The 19,371-nt window shown below is 57.4% G+C and carries 19 protein-coding genes; 13 read left to right on the forward strand and 6 right to left on the reverse strand.

The window, feature by feature from the left end; all coding sequences use genetic code 11:
- Positions 1 to 190: 190 nt before the first annotated feature.
- The gene (gene ydiJ / locus M2416_RS07430) at positions 191 to 3,247 is read left to right on the forward strand and encodes a D-2-hydroxyglutarate dehydrogenase YdiJ (RefSeq protein WP_259222992.1); all 3,057 of its coding nucleotides are present in this window, start codon (positions 191 to 193) and stop codon (positions 3,245 to 3,247) included.
- Positions 3,244 to 3,654, forward strand: a complete 411-nt coding sequence (gene menI, locus M2416_RS07435) for a 1,4-dihydroxy-2-naphthoyl-CoA hydrolase (protein ID WP_041146035.1) — start codon at positions 3,244 to 3,246, stop codon at positions 3,652 to 3,654. The genes ydiJ and menI overlap by 4 nt, the downstream gene beginning before the upstream one ends.
- Before the next feature lie 54 nt (positions 3,655 to 3,708).
- Here the strand turns inward: menI and M2416_RS07440 are convergent, their stop codons facing one another.
- Positions 3,709 to 3,897, reverse strand: a complete 189-nt coding sequence (locus tag M2416_RS07440) for a YegP family protein (RefSeq protein ID WP_041146034.1) — start codon at positions 3,895 to 3,897, stop codon at positions 3,709 to 3,711.
- A 166-nt stretch (positions 3,898 to 4,063) separates the two neighbouring features.
- Here M2416_RS07440 and M2416_RS07445 point away from each other — a divergent pair, with 166 nt between their 5' ends.
- Entirely contained in the window at positions 4,064 to 4,312 is a 249-nt protein-coding gene (locus M2416_RS07445; protein WP_041146033.1) for a GlsB/YeaQ/YmgE family stress response membrane protein, read from the forward strand.
- Between the two features lie 230 nt (positions 4,313 to 4,542).
- Here M2416_RS07445 and M2416_RS07450 read toward each other — a convergent pair whose 3' ends face one another.
- Positions 4,543 to 4,866: a hypothetical protein gene (locus tag M2416_RS07450; protein ID WP_076947628.1), complete on the reverse strand. Its 324-nt coding sequence runs from the start codon at positions 4,864 to 4,866 to the stop codon at positions 4,543 to 4,545.
- A gap of 961 nt (positions 4,867 to 5,827) precedes the next feature.
- Here M2416_RS07450 and sufA point away from each other — a divergent pair.
- The 7 genes from sufA (at position 5,828) to ldtE (ending at position 12,500) form a co-directional block, all read left to right on the forward strand.
- Positions 5,828 to 6,205: a Fe-S cluster assembly scaffold SufA gene (sufA, locus tag M2416_RS07455; RefSeq protein WP_259222998.1), complete on the forward strand. Its 378-nt coding sequence runs from the start codon at positions 5,828 to 5,830 to the stop codon at positions 6,203 to 6,205.
- A 2-nt stretch (positions 6,206 to 6,207) separates the two neighbouring features.
- Entirely contained in the window at positions 6,208 to 7,695 is a 1,488-nt protein-coding gene (sufB, locus tag M2416_RS07460; RefSeq protein ID WP_045858848.1) for a Fe-S cluster assembly protein SufB, read from the forward strand.
- A gap of 66 nt (positions 7,696 to 7,761) precedes the next feature.
- Positions 7,762 to 8,508 carry a Fe-S cluster assembly ATPase SufC gene (sufC, locus tag M2416_RS07465; RefSeq protein ID WP_041146029.1) on the forward strand — a complete coding sequence of 249 codons (747 nt, stop codon included), beginning with the start codon at positions 7,762 to 7,764 and terminating at the stop codon, positions 8,506 to 8,508.
- The gene (gene sufD, locus M2416_RS07470) at positions 8,483 to 9,757 is read left to right on the forward strand and encodes a Fe-S cluster assembly protein SufD (protein WP_076947626.1); all 1,275 of its coding nucleotides are present in this window, start codon (positions 8,483 to 8,485) and stop codon (positions 9,755 to 9,757) included. Before sufC ends, sufD begins: the two co-directional genes overlap by 26 nt.
- Positions 9,754 to 10,974 (forward strand): cysteine desulfurase SufS, encoded by a 1,221-nt coding sequence (gene sufS / locus M2416_RS07475; RefSeq protein ID WP_259223004.1) that lies wholly within the window; start codon positions 9,754 to 9,756, stop codon positions 10,972 to 10,974. The genes sufD and sufS overlap by 4 nt, the downstream gene beginning before the upstream one ends.
- An 11-nt stretch (positions 10,975 to 10,985) precedes the next feature.
- Positions 10,986 to 11,402: a cysteine desulfuration protein SufE gene (sufE, locus tag M2416_RS07480; RefSeq protein WP_041146026.1), complete on the forward strand. Its 417-nt coding sequence runs from the start codon at positions 10,986 to 10,988 to the stop codon at positions 11,400 to 11,402.
- Positions 11,403 to 11,501: 99 nt separating this feature from the next.
- Positions 11,502 to 12,500, forward strand: coding sequence for a L,D-transpeptidase LdtE (gene ldtE, locus M2416_RS07485; protein WP_076947624.1), 999 nt, complete (start codon positions 11,502 to 11,504; stop codon positions 12,498 to 12,500).
- A 65-nt stretch (positions 12,501 to 12,565) separates the two neighbouring features.
- Here the strand turns inward: ldtE and lpp are convergent, their stop codons facing one another.
- The 3 genes from lpp to ynhH form a co-directional block, all read right to left on the reverse strand.
- On the reverse strand, positions 12,566 to 12,802 hold the full coding sequence (gene lpp / locus M2416_RS07490; protein WP_001082307.1) for a murein lipoprotein Lpp: 237 nt from the start codon (positions 12,800 to 12,802) through the stop codon (positions 12,566 to 12,568).
- 312 nt (positions 12,803 to 13,114) lie between these two features.
- Positions 13,115 to 14,527, reverse strand: a complete 1,413-nt coding sequence (pykF, locus tag M2416_RS07495; protein WP_076947623.1) for a pyruvate kinase PykF — start codon at positions 14,525 to 14,527, stop codon at positions 13,115 to 13,117.
- A gap of 7 nt (positions 14,528 to 14,534) precedes the next feature.
- Entirely contained in the window at positions 14,535 to 14,810 is a 276-nt protein-coding gene (ynhH, locus tag M2416_RS27040; protein ID WP_421673175.1) for a protein YnhH, read from the reverse strand.
- A gap of 222 nt (positions 14,811 to 15,032) precedes the next feature.
- Here ynhH and fumD point away from each other — a divergent pair, with 222 nt between their 5' ends.
- Positions 15,033 to 15,248, forward strand: coding sequence for a fumarate hydratase FumD (fumD, locus tag M2416_RS07500; RefSeq protein ID WP_041146023.1), 216 nt, complete (start codon positions 15,033 to 15,035; stop codon positions 15,246 to 15,248).
- Positions 15,249 to 15,271: 23 nt separating this feature from the next.
- Here the strand turns inward: fumD and M2416_RS07505 are convergent, their stop codons facing one another.
- Entirely contained in the window at positions 15,272 to 15,910 is a 639-nt protein-coding gene (locus M2416_RS07505; protein WP_041146022.1) for a TetR/AcrR family transcriptional regulator, read from the reverse strand.
- Positions 15,911 to 16,035: 125 nt separating this feature from the next.
- Here M2416_RS07505 and M2416_RS07510 point away from each other — a divergent pair, with 125 nt between their 5' ends.
- Positions 16,036 to 17,889: a bifunctional sugar phosphate isomerase/epimerase/4-hydroxyphenylpyruvate dioxygenase family protein gene (locus tag M2416_RS07510; RefSeq protein ID WP_259223038.1), complete on the forward strand. Its 1,854-nt coding sequence runs from the start codon at positions 16,036 to 16,038 to the stop codon at positions 17,887 to 17,889.
- A 158-nt stretch (positions 17,890 to 18,047) separates the two neighbouring features.
- Positions 18,048 to 19,370 carry an MFS transporter gene (locus M2416_RS07515; protein ID WP_076947621.1) on the forward strand — a complete coding sequence of 441 codons (1,323 nt, stop codon included), beginning with the start codon at positions 18,048 to 18,050 and terminating at the stop codon, positions 19,368 to 19,370.
- Position 19,371: the final 1 nt, after the last annotated feature.

A 19,371-nucleotide genomic window follows, 5' to 3' on the forward strand; every position in this document is an offset into this window, starting at 1 on the left:
TAAAAAGTTGACTGCACTACGCAATCGTTTAGTTACCCACACGCAAAATCATCCAGGATACCTTGAACCGGCAGGTGAAAGCTCGCGACGTTTGCCTAAGTCAACGTTCGGCGCAGCAAAAGCGGCTGACGAAAGCGCTCCGAAGGATGAAGTTTTTACAACACAACATAGTCAGGCAGGGTCAAGCGTTATGATCCCACAAATTTCTCAAGCACCAGGCGTCGTTCAGCTGGTATTGAATTTTTTGCAGGTACTGGAGCAACAAGGTTTTACCGGCGATACCGCCACCAGCTATGCCGACAGGCTGACGATGGCGACGGATAACAGCATTTATCAGCTGCTGCCGGACGCGATTTTATTCCCCCGCTCCACGGCGGATGTCGCGCTGCTGGCGAGAGTGGCGGCGGATGAGCGTTTTAAAACGCTGGTCTTTACGCCACGCGGCGGCGGCACCGGCACCAACGGCCAGTCGCTGAACGCGGGAATAGTCGTTGATATGTCCCGCTATATGAACCGCATTATCGAAATTAACCCGGAAGAAGGCTGGGTTAGGGTCGAAGCCGGGGTCATTAAAGATCAGCTCAACCAATATCTTAAGCCGTACGGCTACTTTTTCGCGCCGGAGCTGTCAACCAGCAACCGCGCCACCCTCGGCGGAATGATCAATACCGATGCCTCCGGCCAGGGGTCGCTGGTGTACGGTAAAACCTCCGATCACGTGCTGGGCGTGCGCTCGGTACTGATGGGGGGCGATATTCTGGATACCCAGGCCATTCCCTCAGCCCTGGCAGAAACCCTGGCTAACGAGCAGTCGGCAATCGGGCGCATTTACCGCACCGTCTACCAGCGCTGCAAAGCGCAGCGCCAGCTGATTATCGATAAATTCCCCAAACTTAACCGCTTCCTGACCGGCTACGATCTGCGCCACGTCTTTAATGACGATCTCAGCGAATTCGACCTGACGCGGGTATTAACCGGTTCGGAAGGGACGCTGGCGTTTATTACCGAAGCGCGTCTCGACATCACCCGACTGCCGAAGGTACGTCGGCTGGTGAACGTTAAGTATGATTCGTTTGACTCGGCGCTGCGCAATGCGCCCTTTATGGTGGCGGCCAACGCGCTGTCGGTGGAAACCGTCGACTCGAAGGTGCTCAACCTCGCGCGCGAGGATATCGTCTGGCACTCCGTCAGCGAACTGATCGCCGACGTGCCGGATAAAGAGATGCTGGGGCTGAACATCGTCGAGTTTTCCGGCGATGACGTCGAGCTGATCGACGGCCAGGTGGCTGCGCTGTGCCAGCGCCTGGAGCAGCTGATCGCCCAGGGCGAAGCCGGCGTCATCGGCTGGCAGGTATGCGGCGAGCTGGACGGCGTTGAGCGTATCTATGCGATGCGTAAAAAGGCGGTAGGGCTGCTGGGTAACGCGAAGGGCGCGGCTAAACCGATTCCCTTTGCCGAAGATACCTGCGTGCCGCCGGAGCATCTGGCGGATTACATCGTCGAGTTTCGCGCGCTGCTGGACGCCCACGGCCTGAGCTACGGCATGTTTGGTCACGTTGATGCCGGGGTGCTGCACGTGCGCCCGGCGCTGGATATGTGCGATCCTCAGCAGGAAGTGCTGATGAAGCGGATCTCCGATCAAGTGGTCGCCCTGACGGCCAAATACGGCGGCCTGCTGTGGGGTGAGCACGGGAAGGGGTTCCGCGCCGAGTACAGCCCGGCGTTCTTTGGCGACGAGCTCTACGGCGAGCTGCGGAAAGTGAAGGCGGCATTTGACCCGGATAACCGCCTTAACCCGGGTAAAATTTGCCCGCCGGAAGGCGTCGATGCGCCGATGATGAAGGTGGACGCGGTGAAACGCGGCACTTTCGATCGCCAGATCCCTATCGCCGTACGCAGCTCATGGCGCGGGGCGATGGAGTGTAACGGTAACGGCCTGTGCTTTAATTTTGATGTTAAAAGCCCGATGTGCCCGTCGATGAAGGTGAGCAATCATCGTATCCATTCGCCGAAAGGCCGGGCAACGCTGGTGCGCGAATGGCTGCGTCTGCTGGCCGATCGGGGTATCGATCCCAATCAGCTGGAGAGCCAGCTGACGGAGAAACGCGCCAGCCTGCGCGAGCTTATCGAGCGTACCCGCAACAGCTGGCACGCGCGCAAGGGCGAGTATGACTTCTCCCATGAGGTCAAAGAGGCGATGTCCGGCTGCCTGGCCTGTAAAGCCTGCTCTACCCAGTGTCCGATTAAAATCGACGTTCCGGAGTTCCGCTCGCGCTTCCTGCAGCTTTACCACAGCCGCTATCTGCGCCCGGTGCGCGACCATCTGGTGGCGACGGTGGAATCCTACGCGCCGCTGATGGCGCAGGCGCCGAAAACCTTTAACTTCTTTATTAACCAGCCGTGGATGCGCAAGCTGTCGGAGAAGCACATCGGGATGGTGGATTTACCGCTGCTCTCTACACCGTCGCTGAAGCAGCAAATGGTCGGCCACCGTTCGGCGAATATGACGCTGGAGCAGCTTGAAACGCTGAGCGCCGAGCAAAAGGCCAAAATGGTGCTGGTGGTGCAGGATCCGTTCACCAGCTACTACGATGCGCAGGTGGTGGCTGATTTTATCCGGCTGGTGGAAAAGGTCGGCTATCAGCCGGTGCTGCTGCCGTTCTCACCAAACGGCAAGGCGCAGCATATTAAAGGCTTCCTGTCGCGTTTCGCTCGTACGGCGCAGAAAACGGCGGACTTCCTCAACCGGATGGCGCAGCTCGAGATCCCGATGGTCGGCGTCGATCCGGCCCTGGTGCTGTGCTATCGCGATGAATACAACCAGACGCTGGGCGATAAGCGCGGCGACTTCCGCGTGATGCTGGTGCATGAATGGCTGCCGCAGGCGCTGCCTGAAAACGCGGTGCAGGATAACGGCGGCGAGGCGTGGTATCTGTTTGGCCACTGCACGGAGGTCACGGCGCTCCCGGCGGCCCCGAAACAGTGGGCCGAAATTTTTGCGCGCTTTGGCGCGAAGCTGGAAAATGTCAGCGTGGGCTGCTGTGGCATGGCCGGAACCTACGGCCATGAGGTTAAAAACCATGCCAGCTCGCTGGCGATTTACGCGCTTTCCTGGCAACAGGCGATTCAGCGTTTGCCGCGCAACCGCTGTCTGGTGACCGGTTACTCCTGTCGTAGTCAGGTTAAGCGTATTGAAGGCAGCGGCGTACGTCACCCGCTGCAGGCGCTGCTGGAGATTATTGGATGATTTGGAAACGTCAGACTACGCTGGAACAGCTCAACGGCATGGGCGAGGGCAATATGGTGGGTCTGCTGGATATCCGCTTTGATGTGTTTACCGATGACACCATTGAAGCCACGATGCCGGTAGACAGCCGAACCCATCAGCCGTTCGGCCTGCTGCACGGCGGCGCGTCGGTGGTGCTGGCCGAAACGCTGGGTTCGGTTGCCGGCTATTTATGCAGCGAAGGCGAGCAAAAGGTGGTGGGGCTTGAGGTTAACGCTAACCATATCCGTTCGGTCCGCGGTGGTCGGGTGCGTGGCGTCTGCAAAGCGCTGCACGTTGGGTCTCGCCATCAGGTGTGGCAGATTGAAATATCCGACGAGCAGGGGCGTCTGTGCTGCTCGTCGCGGCTGACGACGGCGGTGGTTTAAGAGCGCGCTCGCCGCCTGAGGTGATATATGGGGGAAAGTATTCCCCCATATTCTTTATAGCGATTCATCCTTAATTGTTTCGCTCGGTCCATTCTTCTGCACCGAGGCAATTCCTTTTTTGGCCGCATCCTTCGAGGAATACATTTCACTGGTGGCGATAGTTTCGTGGTTATCGGCCTTCAGTAAGAAATACCAGGGTTGGGACACGCTCTTCTCTGATTTCTTAATGACGTAATACCCCATCTTTTACCTCTTTTGACGTTAACAGCTCCCAATGATATGTAGACCATGGCGGCTTGCGCGGCAAGTAATCGTCTAATAAACATATAATTCATGCTTCACATGCTCCGTATATGCTACTATTTAATCACTATGCACTTGCAGAGCAACAAAGAGGACGGAGTTAACCATGGGTATCATTTCCTGGATCATTTTTGGTCTTATTGCCGGTATTTTAGCGAAGTGGATCATGCCGGGCAAAGACGGTGGCGGCTTTTTCGTCACTATCATTCTGGGGGTCATCGGTGCGGTAGTGGGCGGCTGGATCAGCACCTTCTTTGGCTTTGGCAAGGTTGACGGGTTTAATTTCGGTAGCTTTGTCGTTGCGGTAATTGGCGCGCTAGTGGTGCTGTTTATCTACAGAAAAATTAAGAGCTAATAGCCCTTCAGTATTAGACTGAGTCATAAGATATAAAAGCTGCCGCTATTATTGGCAGCTTTTTTTTCGTTTGTATAATAGCCCTGCCGATGCGTCGGGTGACTAAAAAACCACATAAACCCGGCGGGAAAATCCATTTCGACCGCTAATTTATCGCGCCTGCCGGCGCCGCTCGCAGGGACTGCCAGCGTATTTTATCGTGCCTGCACGGTTTAATTAATCCGACAAAATCACAAGGGTCCGGTCGCTGCCATATCGGGTACGGCGACGACTTCGACATGGACCTCATAATGCCGGGCTTTGCTGGCAGGGATTAATGCGGTGAGCTTATTAATGGTGTCAGTCGGATTATCGCTGGCAACGGTCGCGGAGAAGAGCGCGGGCTTTCTCGGCGGCAGTGGCGGCATGGGCATGGGGCCAAACTCCGGGTTCATCTCAAACGGCGGCTGTCCGGCGTTATCCCGCGCAGGCGGCGTTTCGCTTTTATCCGCGGCGAAGGCGCTGGCGGCGGCAATAGAAACGGTTGCTAACAGGGCAATGATTGTTCTTTTCATCTTCGTTACCTCTTAAGTGTGTGGCTAAAATCTTAGAGGTTAGGTTTTGGGCCGACAATCCCACCGGGGGCGAATCCTCCAAATCTCCTTATTTATTAACGACTGTGGAGGAGCTGCAGGAGGGCGTGCGGGAAGGTAAAACCGAGGGCTGGTTTCATCAGGATACGGCTATGGCCGGCCGATAAGCGGCGAGAATCGGAACAGCGGTGGCAAAGAGTTGTGGCGCAACAGGCTTTCAGTCCAGCAGTACGCTCATCACCAGAAGAACTACCATGCACATCGACATAATACTGATATCTATCATCCGTTACGACAAAAGCTCCAGGTTATCAGCGGCTCCGACATCATGCCGAAACCTGTTGAAATTATAGACGAGGATTGTACACCAGCTTGATCATAGTGATTAAAACTTAATCCCCGCGGGACGGGCGACTTTATAACCAAAATGTCTACGTATAGCCACACAACACCCCTTGTTTTCAGATAATGCTTATAGATTAGGTGTGATATTCGTGAGGTCGGTCAATGCCAGGCGATCGGGCGAGGTTTTGAGCGGCTTAGCTGAAAAGCCGTCGCGCCTTCAGCGTCGCGCCTTCAGCGTCGGGCCGGAATAGGCCAGAGGGGACTGATAGCGCAACGGTGTGACTATATAACTCGTTGAATATCCGATAAGTCACTGAAAGCCGGATTTTTTCATCTCCTATCTCAAAAATCGGTATTTTCGATGCATCTTTTCCATTGCCGCATTTTCTGCCAACCCATATCAGATAACTTATTATTTTTCAGTCTATTAAATAGAAAAAATGAGACCTGATAAGCAGTAAAGCAGGGTCTATGCTTATAAAAAGGGCCATAAAAGAGTCTCAGGGGCGAATACCCCTTCTCCAGATGGGTTGAAGTGATAATCGTTATCACTAACATGGTGAGATGCCCTGATGGCGCCAACCAATGAGGTAGACCGATGGAAGTACAAGCAGGAACCTTTAATCCCGACGATTTTAGCTGGCGTGGCCTGATCATGACGCCCGCCGCCGCCGCCCATATTCGTGAGCTGGTGAGCAAGCAGCCGCCGATGCAGGGGCTGCGTCTTGGCGTAAAAACCAGCGGCTGTGCCGGCTTTGCCTACGTCATGGAGCTTATCGCAGAGCCCGCGAAAGACGATCTGCTGTTTGAGTTCGAAGGCGCGAAGCTGTGGGCGCCGCTGCAGGCCATGCCGTTTATTGATGGTACGGAGCTGGATTACGTTCGGGAAGGATTAAATGAAATCTTTAAGTTTCATAACCCGAAAGCGCAGCACGAGTGCGGCTGCGGTGAAAGCTTTGGGGTTCAGGCGGAGTAATTATGTCTCGTAATACTGAAACAACTGACGATGTCAAAACCTGGACCGGCGGGCCGCTGAATTATAAAGAAGGCTTTTTTACCCGGTTACAGACCGATGAGCTGGCCAAGGGCATCAACGAAGAGGTGGTGCGGGCGATCTCCGCCCGCCGCAACGAGCCGGAGTGGATGCTTGAGTTCAGGCTGAACGCCTTCAGAGCGTGGCTGGAGATGGAAGAGCCGCACTGGCTCAAGGCGCACTACGATAAGCTGGACTATCAGGACTACAGCTACTATTCCGCGCCCTCCTGCGGCAACTGCGACGACACCTGCGCCTCCGAGCCGGGTGCGGTGCAGCAAACCGGCCCCGCCGACTATCTGACCAGCGAAGTTGAAGAGGCCTTCAATCTGCTGGGCGTGCCGGTACGCGAAGGGCGCGAAGTGGCAGTTGACGCCATCTTCGACTCGGTCTCGGTCGCCACCACCTACCGGGAAAAGCTGGCGGAGCAGGGCATCATCTTCTGCTCCTTTGGCGAAGCGATCCACGATCATCCGGAGCTGGTGAAAAAATATCTCGGCACCGTGGTGCCCGGCAATGACAACTTCTTCGCCGCGCTGAACGCCGCGGTCGCCTCCGACGGCACCTTTATCTACGTGCCGAAAGGCGTGCGCTGCCCGATGGAGCTATCGACCTATTTCCGCATCAATGCCGAAAAAACCGGCCAGTTTGAACGCACGATCCTCGTCGCCGACGAGGGCAGCTACGTCAGCTATATCGAAGGCTGCTCGGCGCCGGTTCGCGACAGCTACCAGCTGCACGCGGCGGTGGTTGAGGTCATCATCCACAAAGATGCCGAAGTAAAATACTCCACGGTGCAGAACTGGTTCCCCGGGGATAACAACACCGGCGGGATCCTCAACTTCGTCACCAAGCGGGCGCTCTGCGAAGGTGAAAACAGCAAAATGTCGTGGACCCAGTCGGAGACCGGCTCGGCGATAACGTGGAAGTATCCGAGCTGCATTCTGCGCGGCGACAACTCCATCGGCGAGTTCTTCTCGGTGGCGCTAACCAGCGGCCACCAGCAGGCGGATACCGGCACCAAAATGATTCATATCGGTAAAAACACCCGCTCGACGATTATCTCCAAAGGGATCTCCGCCGGCAAAAGCCAGAACAGCTACCGCGGGCTGGTCAAAATTATGCCGACGGCGACCAACGCGCGAAACTTTACCCAGTGTGACTCGATGCTGATCGGACCGGACTGCGGGGCGCACACCTTCCCGTACGTCGAGTGCCGTAACAACAGCGCCCAGCTGGAGCATGAAGCCACCACCTCGCGAATTGGTGAAGATCAGCTCTTCTACTGCCTGCAGCGCGGGATCAGTGAAGATGATGCGATCTCCATGATCGTTAACGGCTTCTGTAAGGATGTCTTCTCAGAGCTGCCGCTGGAATTTGCCGTGGAAGCGCAAAAACTGCTGGCGATTAGCCTTGAACACAGCGTCGGTTAACAGTCTGGCCCATGCCGGCTGCGCGATGGCGCCGCCCGCAGCAGACTGCCGAATTAAGGAATATACATGTTAAGCATTAAAGATTTGCAGGTATCCGTTGACGATAAAGAGATCCTGCGCGGGTTGAACCTCGATATCCGACCCGGCGAAGTTCACGCCATTATGGGCCCCAACGGCTCCGGGAAAAGCACGCTCTCCGCCACGCTCGCCGGGCGGGAAGACTACGAGGTGACCGGCGGTAGCGTTGAGTTTAAGGGCAAGGATCTGCTGGAGCTTGCGCCGGAGGATCGCGCGGGGGAAGGGATCTTTATGGCCTTCCAGTACCCGGTGGAAATTCCGGGCGTCAGCAATCAGTTTTTCCTGCAAACGGCGCTGAACGCGGTTCGCCGCTATCGCGGGCAGGAGCCGCTGGATCGCTTCGATTTTCAGGATCTGATGGAAGAGAAAATTAAGCTGCTGAAGATGCCGGAAGATCTGCTGACCCGCTCGGTCAACGTCGGCTTTTCCGGCGGCGAGAAAAAGCGCAACGACATTCTGCAGATGGCGGTGCTGGAGCCGGAGCTGTGCATTCTCGATGAGTCCGATTCGGGGCTGGATATCGACGCCCTGAAGATCGTATCTGATGGCGTTAACGCGCTGCGCGACGGCAAGCGCGCGTTTATTATCGTCACCCACTACCAGCGGATTCTCGACTATATCAAGCCTGATTACGTCCACGTGCTGTACCAGGGACGGATCGTCAAATCCGGCGACTTCACCCTGGTCAAACAACTGGAGGAGCAGGGCTATGGCTGGCTTACCGAACAGCAGTAACGCGCTGCAGCAGTGGCACCACCTGTTTGAAGAGCAGGCGGAGCTGAGAACGCCGGAAGCGCACCAGCACCTGCAGCAGGCGCTGCGCCTGGGGCTGCCGACGCGTAAGCACGAGCACTGGAAATATACCCCGCTGGATGCGCTGCTTGGCGGCACCTTTGTTGCCCCGCAGCCCGAGGCGCTAACCGAGGCGCAGCGGGACGCGCTGGCGCTCTCCGTCGATGCCTGGCGGCTGGTATTTATCGATGGCCGCTACAGCGAAGCGCTGAGCGACGCGCTGGGCGACAGCGGTTACGAAGTGAATATCGATAACCAGCGTCAGGCGCTGCCCGACGCGCTGCAGCCGGAGCTGTTTCTGCATCTGACCGAAAGCCTGGCGCCGACGGTGACCCGCATTCGCGTGAAGCGCAACCAGCGCCCCGCGAGGCCGTTGCTGATTATGCACGTAACGCGCGGGCTGGCGGGCGAAGAGATGAACACCGCGCACTATCGGCATCATCTGGAGCTGGAGAGCGGCGCGGAGGCGACGATTATCGAGCACTACGTCAGCCTCAACGAACAGCGCCATTTCACCGGCGGACGGCTGACCGCCGCGGTGGCGGATAACGCCCATCTGCAGCATATCAAGCTGGCGTTTGAAAACGCCCAGAGCTTCCACTTTGCCCACAACGACCTCTCTCTGGGCCGCGATGCGTCGGCCTTTAGCAGCAGCTTCCTGCTCGGTGGCGCGGTGCTGCGCCAGAATACCAGCGTGCAGCTGCGGGGTGAGAACAGCAACCTGCGCATCAACTCCCTGGCGATGCCGGTCAAAAACGAGGTCTGCGACAGCCGCACCTGGCTGAACCATGACGTCGGCTACTGCAACAGCCGCCAGCTGCATAAAACCATCGTCAACGACAAAGGCCGGGCGGTGTTTAATGGCCTGATTAACGTTGCGCCGAACGCGATTAAAACCGATGGCCAGATGACCAACAATAATCTGCTGTTAGGCCGGCTGTCGGAGGTGGATACCAAGCCGCAGCTGGAGATTTACGCCGATGACGTCAAGTGTAGCCACGGCGCCACCATAGGGCGCATCGACGACGAACAGCTGTTTTACCTGCGCTCGCGCGGCATTACCCAGCAGGCGGCGCAGCACATGATCCTGTACGCATTCGCCGCCGAGCTGACGGAAGCCATCGGCGACGTGGCGCTCAGACAGCAAATTCTCGCGCGCATCGGCCAGCGTTTACCGGGAGAGACAGCATGACATTTTCTGTTGAACGAGTCCGCGCAGATTTTCCGCTGCTCGGCCGGGAGGTCAACGGCCAGCCGCTGGTCTATCTGGACAGCGCCGCCAGCGCGCAAAAGCCGGAGGCGGTGATTCGCGCCGAGGCGGAGTTTTACCGTCACGGCTATGCCGCCGTGCATCGCGGTATTCACACTCTCAGCGCAGAGGCGACGACGCGCATGGAGCAGGTTCGCCAGCAGGCGGCAACCTTCCTCAACGCGCGCTCAGCGGAAGAGCTGGTCTTCGTTCGCGGCACTACCGAAGGCATCAACCTGGTCGCCAATAGCTGGGGCAACGCCAACGTGAGGGCCGGGGATAACATCATCGTCAGCGCCATGGAGCACCATGCCAATATCGTTCCGTGGCAGTTGCTCTGCGCCCGGGTAGGCGCCGAGCTGCGGGTGATCCCGCTCAATCCGGACGGAACCCTGCAGCTGGATGCGGTGCCGGGCCTGTTTGACGCGCGCACGCGGCTGCTGGCCATCACCCAGGTCTCTAACGTGCTGGGCATTGAAAACCCGGTGCCGGCGCTGATTGCCCTGGCGCATCAGCACGGTGCCAGGGTGCTGGTGGACGGCGCTCAGGCGGTGATGCATCACGCGGTGGACGTCCAGGCGCTGGACTGCGACTTCTACGTCTTCTCCGGACACAAGCTGTACGGCCCGACCGGGATCGGCATCCTCTACGGTAAAGCGGACCTGCTGGATGAGATGCCGCCGTGGGAAGGGGGCGGTTCGATGATCGCCACCGTCAGCCTGACCCAGGGCACCACCTGGGCAAAAGCGCCGTGGCGCTTTGAGGCGGGGACGCCAAATACCGGCGGAATTATCGGGCTTGGCGCGGCGCTGGAGTACGTCAGCGCGCTGGGGCTTGCGCAGATCGGCGAATATGAACAGACCCTGATGCGCTACGCGCTGCAGGAACTGACAAAAGTGCCGGACCTTATCGTCTACGGCCCACCGCAGCGCCTCGGGGTGATAGCCTTTAATCTCGGGGCGCACCACGCCTACGACGTCGGCAGCTTCCTCGATAACTACGGCATCGCCATCCGTACCGGCCATCACTGCGCCATGCCGCTGATGGACTTCTTTAGCGTACCGGCGATGTGTCGGGCGTCGCTGGCGATGTACAATACGACGGAAGACGTGGATCGGCTGGTCGCAGGACTACAGCGCATTCACCGGCTATTAGGCTAAAGGAAGCAATCATGGCGGCGTTACCGGATAAAGATAAACTGCTGCGCAACTTCAGCCGTTGCGCGAACTGGGAAGAGAAGTACCTCTATATTATTGAGCTTGGCCAGCGGCTGGCGCCGCTGAGCGCCGAGGAGCATACGGCGCAAAATATTATCCAGGGCTGCCAGAGCCAGGTATGGATTGTTATCGAGCAGAGCGAATCAGGCGTGCTCGCGCTGCGCGGCGATAGCGATGCGGCTATCGTTAAGGGGCTCATCGCCGTGGTGTTTATCCTCTATGACCAGATGACGGCCAAGGATATCACCGCCTTTGACGTTCGCCCGTGGTTTGAAAAGATGGCGCTGACTCAGCATCTTACGCCATCGCGGTCGCAGGGGCTGGAAGCCATGATTCGCGCAATTCGCGCGAAAGCCGCAAATCTTAGCTAGAATAAACAGGTAGATTTCATTCTGTTACGTTCGGTGGGAACGCGTTTCCCGCCGATATACAGATCCTGGCGTTTTATTAGCGAAAGAAGGAATCTCAGTATGAAACGCGCGACTCTCCTCACGATATCCCTTCTGACGGCCCTGAGCGCTCAGCACGGCGCCTGGGCGGTAGATTACCCACTTCCTCCTGCTAACAGCAGGATCATTGGTCAAAATCAATTCTGGACGGTACAGGAGGGGGATCGCAACCTGCAGGCGATTGCTCGTCACTTTGATACCGCGGCAATGCTGATCCTCGAAGCTAACGATACGCTGGCGCCGGTGGAGCCTAAACCGGGCACCCAGGTGCTGATCCCGTCGCAGATGCTGCTGCCCGACACGCCTCGGGAGGGGATTGTGGTGAACCTGGCGGAGCTGCGGCTGTACTACTTCCCGCCGGGGCAAAATTTGGTGCAGGTCTATCCGCTCGGCATTGGCCAGCTTGGCCTGGAAACGCCGGAGATGACCACCCGCGTTGGGCAGAAGATCCCCAATCCAACCTGGACCCCGACGGCGGGCATCCGTGCCCGCTCGCTGGAGAAAGGGATTAAGCTGCCGCCCGTTATCCCGGCGGGGCCAAACAACCCTCTGGGACGCTATGCGCTGCGTCTGGCGTACGGTAACGGCGAATACCTCATTCACGGCACCAACGCGCCGGACAGCGTTGGCCTGCGGGTCAGCTCCGGCTGTATGCGCATGAACGCCGCCGACATTCAGGCGCTCTTTAGCCAGGTGAAGACCGGAACGCCGGTACGCATCATCAATCAGCCGGTGAAGTTTGCGGTTGAGCCGGACGGCAGGCGCTACGTCGAGGTACACCGACCGCTGTCGCAGGATGAAAGCGGCAATACCCGCACCATTGCCTATACGCTGCCGGCAGAATTCCATCAGTTTTCCGGCGATAAGTCCGTTGATGAGGCGCAGCTGAAGCGCGCGCTGTCGAGACGAGCGGGCTATCCGGTGGTGGTTTCTGGCGGTGAGCAGAGCAGTACTGGAGGGGCGGTATCGAATTTGTCGGTGCAGAATGCGCCGGTGGATGAGAGCAAAAGAGTGCAGTAAATCGGGCAGAGCAGGGCAAAAAAAAATGGCGCACAATGTGCGCCATTTCTATTACACAGGCACTATTACTTACGGTATTTAGTAGCCTGGTTGTCCAGACGCTGGTTAGCGCGTGCTGCGTCATCTTTAGCAGCCTGAACGTCGGAACGCATTGCGTTCACGTCGTTGCTCAGCTGGTCAACTTTAGCGTTCAGAGTCTGAACGTCAGAAGACAGCTGATCGATTTTAGCATTGCTGGAGCAACCAGCCAGCAGAGTAGAACCCAGGATTACCGCGCCCAGTACCAGTTTAGTACGATTCATTATTAATACCCTCTAGATTGAGTTAATCTCCATGTAGCGTTACAAGTATTACACAAACTTTTTTGGGATGAGAATATTTTTTTACGCTAATACGCCTATTTTTGATCGTTCGCTCAAAGAAACAACGAATTTGGCAGATTAGTTTAAAAAGCCGTGTGAAAACAGGACGCTTCCATCGGATTCATCTTAGATAATCTCTTATTAAATAGTAAATTCCGATTTGCATTTTTATTAAGAGTAGCTAGTGATTGAATAAAAAAAAAGCGCCTCAGGGAGGCGCCTTTAAAAAAACAGCTATTAACCTGTAAATTATTACAGCACGTGCACGGATGCGGTATTGGTTGTTCCGCTAGGAACCAGCGCACCGGAGACCATCACAACAACGTCGCCTTTACGCGCCAGACCGCTCTGCAGGGCCAGCTCTTTGCCCAGACGGTAGAAGTCGTCGGTAGAGGCCAGCTGCTCAACCAACTGCGGTACAACGCCTTTGGTCAGCACCAGCTGACGGGCGGTGGTCTGGTTGGTGGTCAGCGCCAGGATGGTGGCATCCGGGAAGTATTTACGCACGGCGCGAGCGGATTTACCGCCCTGGGTGGCGACGACGATCAGCGGCGCTTCCAGTTTTTCAGCGGTCTCAACGGCACCACGACACACGGCTTCGGTGATGCGCAGCTTGCGGTTGTCGTTGTTGAACTCCAGACGGCTGGTCATCACGCGGTCGGTACGCTCGCAGATGGTCGCCATAATAGTGACGGCTTCCAGCGGGTATTTACCTTTGGCCGATTCGCCGGAGAGCATCACGGCGTCGGTGCCGTCAAGGATGGCGTTAGCAACGTCGCCGGCTTCCGCACGGGTCGGACGCGGGTTCTTGATCATGGAGTCCAGCATCTGGGTGGCGGTGATAACCACTTTGCGCGCGCGGATACATTTTTCGATGATCATTTTCTGGGCGAAGATAACTTCTTCAACCGGGATTTCAACGCCCATGTCACCACGAGCAACCATGATGCCGTCAGAGGCTTCAAGGATTTCGTCGAAGTTGTTCAGGCCTTCCTGGTTTTCGATCTTGGAGATGATCTGGATGTTGTCGCCGCCGTTAGCCTTCAGGTGCTCGCGGATTTCTACCACGTCAGAGCGCTTACGGATAAAGGATGCGGCAACAAAGTCAACGCCTTGTTCGCAGCCGAAGATCAGATCCTGTTTGTCTTTCTCAGCCAGCGCCGGCAGAGCGATAGAGACGCCCGGCAGGTTAACGCCTTTGTTCTCGCCGAGGTCGCCGTTATTCAGCACTTTACAGATAACGTTTTTACCTTCGATGGCGGTCACTTCCATGCCGATCAGACCATCGTCAACCAGTACGGTATTGCCTACGGAGAGGTCAGAGGTAAAACCTTCATAGGTCACGGCGACGATTTCGTTGTTGCCGACCACGGATTTGTCAGTGGTGAAGGTGAAGGTCTGGCCCGCTTTCAGGGAGACGTCGTTGCCGCCTTCCAGCTTGATGGTGCGAATTTCCGGACCTTTAGTATCCAGCAGGATAGCGGCGGTTTTACCGGTTTTGCTCACCACATTGCGCAGGTTCTGGATGCGCTGACCGTGTTCAGCATAGTCGCCGTGAGAGAAGTTCAGACGCATGACGTTCATGCCCGCGTCCAGCATCTTGGTTAACATCTCTTCGGATTCGGTTTTCGGACCGATGGTGCAAACGATTTTGGTCTTTTTCATGAAGGTATTAGTCTTTAAGTTGTGAAGGATTGGGGAATCTCGCTCCGTGGGCGCAGTGCCGTGGAGTCAAACCTGTATTGCGAAAGTTGCTATGGCACGCTCTAAGGATAGGTGACAACAAAAAAGCGTGCAGAAGAATGTGTGCTGGCGGTTCAGCCCATGAAAAGAGGCAATTTTGTATGCTTTTAGTCATGCAGTCCAATGTGCTGAAACCATTCAAGAAAGATTCGGTGTGCATTATACGACGATGAAACAAAAAAGGAAAATGAAAACAACGTTTCATTTTTCGTTATACTAACGCAACAAAACTCACACCAATTACAATCTTATCTGCAACACAAATTTTCGCCAGTCGCTAAGCTAAATCGGCCCCGACGCGCGGTTTTTGCCGCGGTTTGGTTACGGAAATTCGCCATTAGCGAAGAAACGGCGGGCTGGTTTGATTTATACGGAAAACATATCAATAATGATTTGATTGATAATGATAATTTGTGAGCGAAATTCGATGGGAAACCGAGCAAAAGACGACGAGTTATACCAGGAAATGTGCCGCGTGGTGGGGAAAGTGGTGCTCGAAATGCGCGATCTTGGTCAGGAACCGAAACATATCGTGATTGCCGGCGTCGTGCGTACCGCGCTGGCCAATTCAAAAATCGCCCGCTCTGAGCTAACGCATGAAGCGATGACCCGGGTTATTCACGCCTTATCCGGGCATGAATAACGCCGACGGCCGCGCTTCAGGCTTCAGGAGATAACGAAGCGCACCACCGCTTTTACCGCGATATCGCAGTGGTGGGCGACCATCGCTTCATCGTCGATTTCCGGCAGCGGATCGTCGAGATAGAGGCTGTTGAAGGTGTAAAAGTTCGAGACCTGATAAAAGCTAAAGCTGCTAATCAGCCGATGGACGTCCCGCGCCTCAAGCCCGGCCTGAAAAATTCCCTGCTGCTGTCCGCGCTGGAGAATATCCTCGAGGATAGACAGGGCGGTTCGGTTCAGCGGTTTTAGCTGCCCGGACGCCTGCAGCCACTTCCCGCGCTGCATATTCTCCATACAGATAACGCGCATAAAGTCGGCGTGCGTCGCGTGATAGCGCACGCTCCACTTCACCAGCTGAACCAGCGCCTCAACCGGCGGAAGCTGCTCCAGCCCGAGCTGCTGCTCCGTCTCGCGGATGCGGGCGTAGACGTGCTGCAGAACCGCCTGATATAGCTGCTCTTTACTTTTGAAGTAGTAGACCACCATCCGCTTGGTAGTCTGCGCTTCGACGGCAATCTGCTCCATCCGCGCCCCCGAAAGCCCGTGTTCGGCAAATACGGCAATCGCGGCGGCGAAGATCCGCTCTTTCAGGGATTGTGCTTCATCATGAGCAACCACGGACATAACCACTCCTTTATTCTGAGAGACAAAAAATACACATAACGATCACAATTTAGCAACCTCATGTGGCGCGAATGAACCAAATGATACATATTCAGGGCTCACGTCCGCTGATGACACGAGGATCTATGCTGCGCTCAATCGCCACCGTCTCGATTTCCGGTACCTTACCTGAAAAGCTTCACGCCATTGCCGCTGCGGGTTATCAGGGCGTCGAAATCTTCGAAAACGATCTGCTCTATTATACGGGCACGCCGGCGGATATTCGTAACCTGGCGGCTGATTTAGGGCTAAAAATCACGCTTTTTCAACCCTTTCGCGATTTTGAAGGCGCCAGCCGCGCGCAGTTTGCGGCCAATCTGGCGCGCGCGAAACGAAAATTCGCGCTGATGCTCGAGCTCGGCTGCGACACCATGCTGCTGTGCAGCAACGTACAGCCGGATTGCTCCGCCGATATCGCCCTGCAGGTGGCCGACCTTCGTGCTCTGGCGGATCTGGCGGAGCAGGAGGGGATTATCGTCGGCTATGAGGCGCTGGCCTGGGGGACGCACGTTAACCTCTGGCATCAGGCCTGGGAGCGGGTAAAAGCGGTCAACAGCCCGGCAATGGGCATCGTGCTCGACAGCTTCCACATCCTCGCGCGCGGCGATAATCTGGCGCGCCTGCACGAAGTGCCGGTGGATAAAATCACCTTCCTGCAGCTTGCCGACGCGCCGCTGATGAAGATGGATGTCCTCGAATGGAGCCGCCATTTCCGCTGCTTCCCCGGCCAGGGGCAGCTGCCGCTGGTGGATTTTGCCTGCGAGCTGACCCGCTGCGGCTATCGCGGCCCGTGGTCGCTGGAGATCTTTAACGATGGTTTTCGCGCCTCGCCAAACGGCGCGACGGCGAAGGACGGCTACCGCTCGCTGCTGTGGCTGGAAGAGCAGACCCGGCGCCAGCTGGCGAGCAGCGATGCGCCGCTGTTTGACGCGCCGGAGCCCGCGCACTACGCCGGGCTGGAGTTTATTGAGTTTGCCGCCAGCCCGTCCGAGGCGAAAACCCTCGGCCAGCGCCTGGCGCAGCTGGGTTTCCAGCAGGAGGGGCTGCATCGCTCCAAGCAGGTGGCGCTGTGGCGTAACGGTGCGGCACGCGCCATCGTCAACTTTCAGCCGCACAGCTGGGCCGACCATTTCCACCAGCGCCACGGGGTTTCGCTGTGCGCGATGGCCCTCGGCGTCAGCCGCAGCGCGCCGATTATTGCCCGCGCTCGCGCCTACGGCTACGCCACCTGGCAGGGCGACGCCGGGCCGAATGAAAGCCCGATCCCGGCGGTTTGCGCCCCGGACGGAAGCCTGATTTATCTGATTGAGCACGGGGACGATATCTATGCCCGTGATTTCCACCTGCAGCCGCTTGCGGCCATGCGCGATGATTACAGCGGCATCGATCACCTGGCGCTCGGGATGGAGGCGGACAGCCGCGATAACTGGATTATCTTCTTCCGCACGGTCTTCGGCTTTACGCTCGAACACGAACAGACGCTGCCGGACCCGTACGGTCTGGTGCGCAGCCTCGCGGTGCACAGCCCGCAGGGCAACATCCGCCTGGCGCTGAATATTTCTCAAAGCCGCGCGACGCAGATTGCCCGCTCCGTTGCCTGTTATCAGGGCGCGGGGCTGCAGCACGCGGCCTTCGCCTGCCGGGACCTGCCGGCCACCCTCGATAGCCTGCCCGAGGTCTCCCTCGACGCGCTGCCGATCCCGGCAAACTACTACGAGGATTTGGTGGCGCGCTTTGGCGCCGACGAGCGCGCGGCGCAGCTCAAACGTCTGCAGATCCTCTACGACCGCGATGGTCAGGGCGGTGAATTCCTGCATCTCTACACCCGACCGTTCTCATCGGGGCGCTTTTTCTTTGAATTGACCGAAAGACGCGGCGGCTACGCGCTCTACGGCGCGGCAAACGCGGCGGTACGCCTTTCGGCGATGCAGTACGGCTAGATTGTATCAAATGGTTCATTAAGTGCGTATCACCCATACAATAACAACATTCATCTGCACCCCACGCACCGCATCATTCGCGCTGCGCTAAGGCGGCAACGTTCCTGCCGTCCGCGCAAAAGGCGCGGGTGATAAGGTGTCTATGACAGGAAACGACTATGAGTTCTTATAGCCATAACCACGCGGCGACGGCAGAGACCGCGACCACCGTTCGCCGCTCCCGGCGGCGGATCGGGATCCTTTCGCTGCTGGCCGTCGGTACGATGATTAACTATCTTGACCGCACGGTATTAGGCATTGCGGCCCCCAGCCTAACCTCCGAGCTCGGCATTGACGCTGCGGTGATGGGGATCGTCTTCTCCGCCTTCGCCTGGACCTACGCGCTGGCGCAGATCCCCGGCGGCCTGTTTCTCGACCGCTTCGGCAACAAGGTGACTTATTTTCTGTCGTTGACCCTGTGGTCGCTGTTTACCCTGTTTCACGGCATGGCGATTGGCCTCAAGACGCTGCTGCTTTGCCGTTTTGGCCTTGGGGTCAGCGAAGCGCCGTGCTTTCCGGTCAACAGCCGGGTCGTCAGCGCCTGGTTCCCCCAGCAGGAGCGGGCCAAAGCCACCGCGGTGTATACGGTGGGCGAATATCTTGGGCTGGCCTGCTTCTCGCCGCTGCTGTTCTGGATCATGGGCAGCTTCGGCTGGCGGACGCTGTTTATCAGCGTCGGCGCGGTCGGGGTGCTTTTTGCGCTGGTGTGGTGGCGCTGCTACCGCGATCCGCATGAGGATAAGCAGCTGAGCCCGCAGGAGCGCGAGCATATTGCCAGCGGCGGCGGCATGACTAACGCGACGCAGCAGCGGATGGCCTTCAGCTGGCCGCTGGTCCGCCAGCTGCTCGGCAAGCGGCAGATCCTCGGCGCCAGCATCGGTCAGTTTGCCGGCAATACGGTACTGGTCTTTTTCCTGACCTGGTTCCCAACCTACCTGGCGACCGAGCGCCACATGCCGTGGCTAAAGGTGGGCTTCTTCGCCATCCTGCCGTTCCTCGCCGCCGCCGGCGGGGTGATGTTCGGCGGCTGGGTCTCCGACAAGCTGCTGAAGGCCACCGGCTCGGCGAACCTCGGGCGCAAGCTGCCTATCGTTGCCGGCCTGCTGATGGCCAGCACGATTATCTCCGCTAACTGGCTGACCAGCGATCTGGCGGTGATCCTCGTGATGTCCTTCGCCTTCTTTGGCCAGGGCATGGTCGGCCTCGGCTGGACGCTGATTTCCGATATCGCCCCGCAGGGGCTGGGCGGGCTGACCGGCGGGCTGTTTAACTTCTGCGCCAATCTGGCCGGGATCCTCACGCCGCTGATTATTGGTTTTATCGTCGCGGCCTTCGGCAGCTTCTTCTACGCGCTGGTCTATATCGGAGGTGCGGCGCTGCTCGGGGTGGTGGCGTATCTGTTTATTCTCGGCGACGTCAAACGCATCGAGCTGGCAAAATAAG

This window comes from Klebsiella sp. BIGb0132 (assembly GCF_024810075.1).
Taxonomy (GTDB): Bacteria; Pseudomonadota; Gammaproteobacteria; order Enterobacterales; family Enterobacteriaceae; genus Klebsiella; species Klebsiella terrigena.

What these genes read in the sequence shown, in the direction of transcription:
- ydiJ (WP_259222992.1), top strand. Translation starts at nt 191, where the DNA reads ATGATCCCACAAATTTCTCAAGCACCAGGCGTCGTTCAGCTGGTATTG.
- menI (WP_041146035.1), top strand. Translation starts at nt 3,244, where the DNA reads ATGATTTGGAAACGTCAGACTACGCTGGAACAGCTCAACGGCATGGGC.
- M2416_RS07440 (WP_041146034.1), bottom strand. Translation starts at nt 3,897, where the DNA reads ATGGGGTATTACGTCATTAAGAAATCAGAGAAGAGCGTGTCCCAACCC.
- M2416_RS07445 (WP_041146033.1), top strand. Translation starts at nt 4,064, where the DNA reads ATGGGTATCATTTCCTGGATCATTTTTGGTCTTATTGCCGGTATTTTA.
- M2416_RS07450 (WP_076947628.1), bottom strand. Translation starts at nt 4,866, where the DNA reads ATGAAAAGAACAATCATTGCCCTGTTAGCAACCGTTTCTATTGCCGCC.
- sufA (WP_259222998.1), top strand. Translation starts at nt 5,828, where the DNA reads ATGGAAGTACAAGCAGGAACCTTTAATCCCGACGATTTTAGCTGGCGT.
- sufB (WP_045858848.1), top strand. Translation starts at nt 6,208, where the DNA reads ATGTCTCGTAATACTGAAACAACTGACGATGTCAAAACCTGGACCGGC.
- sufC (WP_041146029.1), top strand. Translation starts at nt 7,762, where the DNA reads ATGTTAAGCATTAAAGATTTGCAGGTATCCGTTGACGATAAAGAGATC.
- sufD (WP_076947626.1), top strand. Translation starts at nt 8,483, where the DNA reads ATGGCTGGCTTACCGAACAGCAGTAACGCGCTGCAGCAGTGGCACCAC.
- sufS (WP_259223004.1), top strand. Translation starts at nt 9,754, where the DNA reads ATGACATTTTCTGTTGAACGAGTCCGCGCAGATTTTCCGCTGCTCGGC.
- sufE (WP_041146026.1), top strand. Translation starts at nt 10,986, where the DNA reads ATGGCGGCGTTACCGGATAAAGATAAACTGCTGCGCAACTTCAGCCGT.
- ldtE (WP_076947624.1), top strand. Translation starts at nt 11,502, where the DNA reads ATGAAACGCGCGACTCTCCTCACGATATCCCTTCTGACGGCCCTGAGC.
- lpp (WP_001082307.1), bottom strand. Translation starts at nt 12,802, where the DNA reads ATGAATCGTACTAAACTGGTACTGGGCGCGGTAATCCTGGGTTCTACT.
- pykF (WP_076947623.1), bottom strand. Translation starts at nt 14,527, where the DNA reads ATGAAAAAGACCAAAATCGTTTGCACCATCGGTCCGAAAACCGAATCC.
- ynhH (WP_421673175.1), bottom strand. Translation starts at nt 14,810, where the DNA reads ATGAAACGTTGTTTTCATTTTCCTTTTTTGTTTCATCGTCGTATAATG.
- fumD (WP_041146023.1), top strand. Translation starts at nt 15,033, where the DNA reads ATGGGAAACCGAGCAAAAGACGACGAGTTATACCAGGAAATGTGCCGC.
- M2416_RS07505 (WP_041146022.1), bottom strand. Translation starts at nt 15,910, where the DNA reads ATGTCCGTGGTTGCTCATGATGAAGCACAATCCCTGAAAGAGCGGATC.
- M2416_RS07510 (WP_259223038.1), top strand. Translation starts at nt 16,036, where the DNA reads ATGCTGCGCTCAATCGCCACCGTCTCGATTTCCGGTACCTTACCTGAA.
- M2416_RS07515 (WP_076947621.1), top strand. Translation starts at nt 18,048, where the DNA reads ATGAGTTCTTATAGCCATAACCACGCGGCGACGGCAGAGACCGCGACC.